This window comes from Vibrio sp. OPT46 (assembly GCF_015163535.1).
In the GTDB taxonomy this organism is placed as follows: Bacteria; Pseudomonadota; Gammaproteobacteria; order Enterobacterales; family Vibrionaceae; genus Vibrio; species Vibrio alginolyticus.
Genome location: NZ_JADDYG010000099.1, coordinates 17,682 through 23,856 on the forward strand (window position 1 = coordinate 17,682; position 6,175 = coordinate 23,856).

Sequence of the window (6,175 nt, forward strand, 5' to 3'; positions counted from 1 at the left end):
GGCGATCACAACCTGTACATCTCGAATACGCGAATCCACGGAGCGAGACCGCTTTTGCTGCTCCAGCAACAGATAGAAGGTTGCAACCATTGAGTTTTCAATTTCATCATTAACCTGATACTCAAGTTGCTTTTCGACAAACTGGATAAAGCTCAGTAGAGGCGGGCTAATCGAAAACACAGCCACACTACTATCCATCAAATGAGTGGGCAAAGTGGTCATATCCGCAACAATAAAGCGTGATGACTCTTCGGCATTAAAACCGTGAGCACAACTTTTGGGGATGACTATGCAGTCGCCAACCGCCACCTTTCCGACATAACTATCCATATCAATCTGTATGTTGCCCTGGAGAGGAAGCACGAGTTGATGATAATCACTATGAGTATGTCGGCTCATACGTTTCGTGTAGGAGCGAATGCTTAAGCTAGATTTCATAAAAACAACATACAGTTAAAGGATACCGCATTATAGCGTTGAAAGTATCGAGGTTGAAAGCTGGGTAGTTGTAAGCGCAGATCTTGAATGGGATGTGGTTTGTTAGTCCGCCTCGGACTCTAACGAAGCCAACCAACGAAGCACTTCCGCAGTTGCCTCAATAAGATCGCTTGGGATGTACTGGTCGACGTTACCGTCGGCGTATAGTGCACGAGCAAGAGGGACTTTTTGCATCACAGGCACGCCTTCCTCTTTAGCGATTGCGACCATACGTTTGGCTACCGCATCGGTTTCCATCAAAGTGATGACGGGCAGGGGCGTTTCGCCTTTCTTGTAATAAAGGCCAACCGCGATATGTGTTGGGTTTGTAACTAATACATTAGAACGTTTAACGTTTTCGCGTTGATTGGAGGCTTGTAGCTCTTGGTGCAACTGACGACGTTTGCTTTTTATTTCTGGACTGCCTTCCATCTCTTTGTATTCGCGTTTCACTTCGTCCTTGCTCATTTTGAGCTTTTTCGTGTGATCAAATTTCTGGTACGCAAAATCTGCGGCAGCGATGACGATGAAGCCTACCGAAGAGATAATCATTAATTGTTTAATCATGACGCCAGTAATGGTCGGGACACATTCTAGCCCACAAGTTGGAATTTGCATTAAAGCGTTGATGTTACCGCGTAATGTCACCCAGATAATGCAGGAAAGAAGAGAGACTTTAAGGATCGACTTGATAAACTCAATCACACTCTTAAGGGAAAAAATGCGTTTGGCCCCTTCGACGGGATTGATCTTTTTGATGTCGGGTTTAACGGATTCACCACTAAATAGGAATCCGAACTGCCCCATATTGGAAAAGATGGCGACGAGTGCAGCAACCAGAATAATCGGAGCGAGTAGATAGGCAATTTCTTTTGCGATGGCGATAGCGACATCGACTAGCGCATCTTGGAAACCCTGATAAGCAAGCTTACTTGGTAGTAGAATAAGCGCTGAGATGTGCGACATGTAATAATCGGCGAACGCAAACAGTACAATTATGAGCGCCAAAATTAATGCAGACGATACGATTTCTTGGCTTTTGGCAACCTGACCTTTCTGCCGAGCATCGCGTAACTTTTTTGCGGTGGGTTGCTCTGTTTTTTCTGCACTCATAAAGAATCCTAAGCGTTATTGCCAAATGGTATTGAGTTGTTCTGCGAATCGGGTAATGCCGTAAAACTGTACTTCAAAGTGATCCATCATTATTCCGAGATACACGATCAGTAAAACACTCGCGATGGCACTTTTTATTGGCATGGCAAGGAAAAAAACATTCAATTGCGGTGCAAAACGACTGATAAGCGCCAGACCAAACTCAGCAAGAAACATTGCCAACACTAGTGGAGCGGACATCAACACACCAAGCCACATAAGCTGTTCAAATTGCGCGTAGAAGAAGCTCACCCATGCGTCGCTAACGGTTGGGAAAAAGTCCACGATCGGCCAAGATGTATAGCTTTTGAATAACGCATAGATAAAAGTGACAAAGCCCCCGCCAGAGAAGAACAGGGTAATCAACGTTTGGGTCAGCAACACGGCTGTTGGTGTGGATTGTGAGCCTAGCGTTGGGTTAAACATACTTGCCATGGCAGCACCACGTTGGTTGTCGACCAGAAAACCGGCCGCTTCTATCGCCCAAAAGGGGATAGCAGCAACAAACCCTATCAATAGCCCAATTAATACCTCCTTACCCAAAATCACTATCAGCCAAATGCCGTCGGTTTCTGCGGGCAAGCTTTGCTGATTAATCATCGGAAATATAAACAGTGCGAGTGAGCAAAGCACACCATTTCTCACCATGGTGCCGCCTAACATTTGCTTGCTCAAAATAGGCAAAAAGATGAAGCATGCCATTAACCTAGGTAACGTCAGGCTGTACAAAAATAAAGCCTGGTGTAAGTCGTGATAACTCATCGTATTTGAGGAATTTTATCCATAGCAAGCGAGGCGAAGGCGTGGAGCTCTGCCCCTAGCCATTGCGTTGTGACGAACAGTGTAATAATGACCGCGATAAGCTTGACCACAAAGCCTAACGTTTGTTCTTGGACCTGAGTTAACGCCTGAATAAGCGACACCAATGTACCAACCAATGCTGCGACTAAAATCGGCGGTAATGACAAGTACAACACTAGGGTTAATGCTTGAGTCGTGAAATGAATGATTTCAGCAGAATGCATACTTTCTCCGTGATTAACCGTAACTCAACACTAAGCCGTGGGTGAGCTTTGTCCAGCCGTCAAGCAAGACAAAAAGCAACAATTTGAAGGGGAGGGAAATCGTCATTGGCGATACCATCATCATCCCCATCGCGAGTAGGATATTCGACACAATTAGGTCAATAGCGATGAACGGTAAGTACAACAGAAAGCCAATTTCAAAAGCGCGAGTAAGCTCGCTGACGGTAAATGCGGGCAGTAAGAGCAATAAGCTGTCCGACTCTAAACGGTCTACGTACTTCTGTGGCCACAATGTACGTGCAGCATCAGTGAAGAATATGGCTTCGGTTTCCCGAATATGCTTTTTCAAAAATTCTCGATAAGGCTGTAAACCGCTTTCAATGAGGCCTTCTACACTTGCAGAATCTTCAAGGGAGATATCATGCTGCTTTACGTAGTCGTAGGTTTCAAACCCGACGGGAGCCATGATGAAAATTGACAGAATGATAGCCAATCCGTAAAGCGCCATATTCGGCGGAATTTGCTGTACACCGAGAGCGTTACGCAGCAGTGAGAATACAACGGCGAGTTTCACAAACGACGTCGCCATCATGGCGATAAATGGGATCAGTGCCAGCAGTGCTAAGCTGACGATGAGATTGAGCTCGTCGGGTAACTGGATCATGCTGGCTCCTGCGTGCCACCGAACAGCTCCAGTACGCGCACACCTAAATGTTCGTTAACATTAACCAGTTCACACTCACCAATGATTTTGCCGTTGGCACGCAATGTTACCGGCTTAGATACAGGCTGGTTTAGCTCGAATACGTACCCTGGCTGAAGCTGGTTAAGCTGCTCTAGCGTGATGGTTTGATGGCCGATATCAAACGTGAGTTCCACAGGCAGTTGCTGGTGGTCGGTTAACATTTCTGAAGTGTTTACGTCATTCATATTGGTTTCTTTTTCAATAATGTGAAGAGTTTGGTCATCTAGCTGGCAGCGCCAGAGATTCTGGTTAGATACTTGAAAAATGGCTTGTTGCTTGGCGATGTAACCATCGTCAAAAAAGATGACATCTCCCAGCTCGAGCGAATTAAATTCGCTTAACGTCAAATGGGTCCTTCCAAGACTTAACCACACAGGTAAAGCGAGGTGTCGAGCTTGTAGAGCAGCGCTGTTTGGTAGCGCATCCAACAACACGTCTGATCCTTCGCTAACCCACAAACAAAGAGAGCCGTTAGGCTTATTGAGGGTTAACATTAAAGTATGCTCTTGGGCCTGGCTCGCCTCTAACGGCTGTAGTTGACTAAGAATGGGTAACTGACCAAATAGCGCTTTGATTGCCTCACTATGCGGTTCTATCTGTGAGCTCAAAAGTGCTAACTGGAGGGAGTTAGGCAGGGACTCAAACGCAGTAGCATTTAAGGTCGATTTCAGCCAATGTTGGAGCTGCGCACGAGAAAAGTCTACTTGTAGGGTTTGCCCTCCAATCAACGTGGTTAAACGGAACCCTTCAAATGAAGGGATTTGAGCAACAGTAATCGATACGCTCTGACCATCAGTCCCTTGGAAGTGGCACTGTTTAGCACAAAGTTGATTGCTGAGCGCGATACTTTCTGCATCCACTTTGGGTATTATTAACGGCGTCATAGGTCATTCTCCGCTTGCCATTCTTCATACACGCTGCGTTGTTGGCGTGAGTGTTGTTGTTCATGTTGTTGTTGATCGAGCTGTTGAGTTTGTTCGCTGATCGCTAAGCGAAGTGGCTGCTCACCGCCGAATCGGTTTAGCCGTTCAGCAAGATCTTGTCTAGCTTGCTGGCTAATAATGGAAAGGGCATGCTCTTGTCGAATCGTCACGCTATACCCTTGAGCGTCCAACTTTATGTGGATTTCACCACCTTTTAATTGCCCTTCACTTAGAAACAGCCGAACCTCTTTGTTGTCCGATGCGGTTGGTAGAGCAACATAGATTTTGTCCACCAATTGCTGGAGTAATTGGTTTACGTCTCGCGTTGGGCTTGGTTGAGCCTGCGAAGCAACACTTTTTAGGATGACATCGCCTTGTGTTACCGCACTTGCAAAGGGTTGAGAAGGCACTTTTTCTTCATCCGTTTTAACGGCGACTAGTGCGCTTTTCGTCACGATTTTTTCAAGAGGCTTGGTTTCAGGCAGGCCACCAGTTTGGTCTGATCGTTTGCCTGTATTCTGTAGCGGCGGAGTTGCACGCTTATTGTGCGTTTTTTCAGTTTGCTTTTTCGTTAAGCCAACAATGTTAATCCCATATTGAGCGAGCTCTGTCTCTGTCGCACTTTGGGGAAGCAAGCCAGATTCAAGCGTAGAGAGACAATCCGGCGAGGTATGTTTATCCATCGGCGTCGGTTTATCATCTTTCAAATGAGCTTGAAAGTGAGGATCAACACGCTCGGTAGAAGGGGAGCTTAGAACTGTGTCGCCATCGCTTTTTCCATCATTTTTAAGCAATTTATTGTTTTCGCTAATTATTTCTTCGCTATTTGCTGCGTCGTCTTGCGGTTTCTCTATATCTCTCTTAGTGACGACGTCACTTTTACCTTTTAAAGTGGAGGTGTTTTTGTCAGCGTTGGCTTCTTGGTTCGATGAGTTAGGTTTCTTATCTAGACCTTGAGATGTCTTATGCCTTAGCGGTATGTCTTCTTCGCCAGTATGATTCTTTTGGGGATTCGCAACGATAGACTCCTTTCCCTTGCTAGGCTTCTTCGTCATTGCATGCTCGAATTGTGATTGAAGCTCGGCCTCCTTCTCGAGAGGCACTTGTTCCGGCGTTGATTTGTGCAGCGTATTCGATGTTTCAGTTGTTGGGGTAATGCGCATAGTGAACCTTTAGATAATGTCGACAGTGCGAAACTCTTCCTGTTCGAGTTCTTCTTGGTATTGCCTTTCTCGCGATTTTTCCGCGACTTCTTGTTGCTGCAACTGAACGAATTTTTCTTTGGTTTTATGGGCTTGTCGCGCCTCTTTTTGCTTTTCTTTAAGTGCCGAGCGTTCGATTTCAAGCGCTTTTTTTGACTCGGCCACACGTTGTTTAAGTTCGGCTTCTCTCTCTCTTAACAACGCGATTTCTTGTCTTAATGTTTCCAGCTCTTTGAGAACGAGCGTTTGTTGTTTTGCTTTAGCAAAACGTCGCTCTTCTTCTTCCTGGCGCCAAACGTGATAGTCCGCGACAGAACGTTCGGCCTTTTGAACCTGTGCTGCGGCGTTTGACACTCGGTATTCTTGACGCTTGACGGCTTTATCCGCACGGTCAGCGCGAATTTTTTTGATTTCTAATAAACGTTCTATCATTGTTTCGCCATCCCTTTAAGTTGAGCGATAGCGCCATCAAGATCGCTTGGTTCATGAGTGCCTTGGCGTAAAAAGGCGCGTATATCATCACTTTGTGCAATGGCCATATCTGCTAGGCTATCTGCGCCATGTTGGTATTCGCCAATTTTGATTAGCAGCTCAACTTCTTCATACTTAGCTAACATTTCGCGAATATGAGCAGCAGACGCCTGATGATCG

7 protein-coding genes and 2 pseudogenes are annotated in these 6,175 nt (G+C 45.9%); all 9 read right to left on the minus strand.

The window, feature by feature from the left end; genetic code table 11:
- A pseudogene (locus IQR33_RS04950) lies at positions 1 to 438 on the minus strand (AraC family transcriptional regulator); the annotation flags it as partial.
- Positions 439 to 540: 102 nt separating this feature from the next.
- Positions 541 to 1,590: a SctU family type III secretion system export apparatus subunit VscU gene (gene vscU, locus IQR33_RS04955; RefSeq protein ID WP_005387129.1), complete on the minus strand. Its 1,050-nt coding sequence runs from the start codon at positions 1,588 to 1,590 to the stop codon at positions 541 to 543.
- A 15-nt stretch (positions 1,591 to 1,605) separates the two neighbouring features.
- The gene (sctT, locus tag IQR33_RS04960; protein ID WP_137282056.1) at positions 1,606 to 2,391 is read right to left on the minus strand and encodes a type III secretion system export apparatus subunit SctT; all 786 of its coding nucleotides are present in this window, start codon (positions 2,389 to 2,391) and stop codon (positions 1,606 to 1,608) included.
- Positions 2,388 to 2,654: a SctS family type III secretion system export apparatus subunit VscS gene (gene vscS, locus IQR33_RS04965; RefSeq protein WP_005377227.1), complete on the minus strand. Its 267-nt coding sequence runs from the start codon at positions 2,652 to 2,654 to the stop codon at positions 2,388 to 2,390. Before vscS ends, sctT begins: the two co-directional genes overlap by 4 nt.
- A gap of 13 nt (positions 2,655 to 2,667) precedes the next feature.
- Positions 2,668 to 3,318 (minus strand): SctR family type III secretion system export apparatus subunit VscR, encoded by a 651-nt coding sequence (gene vscR, locus IQR33_RS04970; protein ID WP_005377232.1) that lies wholly within the window; start codon positions 3,316 to 3,318, stop codon positions 2,668 to 2,670.
- Entirely contained in the window at positions 3,315 to 4,283 is a 969-nt protein-coding gene (gene vscQ / locus IQR33_RS04975; RefSeq protein ID WP_025768125.1) for a SctQ family type III secretion system cytoplasmic ring protein VscQ, read from the minus strand. Before vscQ ends, vscR begins: the two co-directional genes overlap by 4 nt.
- Positions 4,280 to 5,485 carry a type III secretion system needle length determinant gene (locus tag IQR33_RS04980; RefSeq protein ID WP_193837343.1) on the minus strand — a complete coding sequence of 402 codons (1,206 nt, stop codon included), beginning with the start codon at positions 5,483 to 5,485 and terminating at the stop codon, positions 4,280 to 4,282. Before IQR33_RS04980 ends, vscQ begins: the two co-directional genes overlap by 4 nt.
- Before the next feature lie 9 nt (positions 5,486 to 5,494).
- Positions 5,495 to 5,956, minus strand: coding sequence for a type III secretion protein (locus IQR33_RS04985; protein WP_005377236.1), 462 nt, complete (start codon positions 5,954 to 5,956; stop codon positions 5,495 to 5,497).
- A pseudogene (locus IQR33_RS04990) lies at positions 5,953 to 6,175 on the minus strand (EscN/YscN/HrcN family type III secretion system ATPase); the annotation flags it as partial. The pseudogene IQR33_RS04990 and the gene IQR33_RS04985, both read right to left, overlap by 4 nt.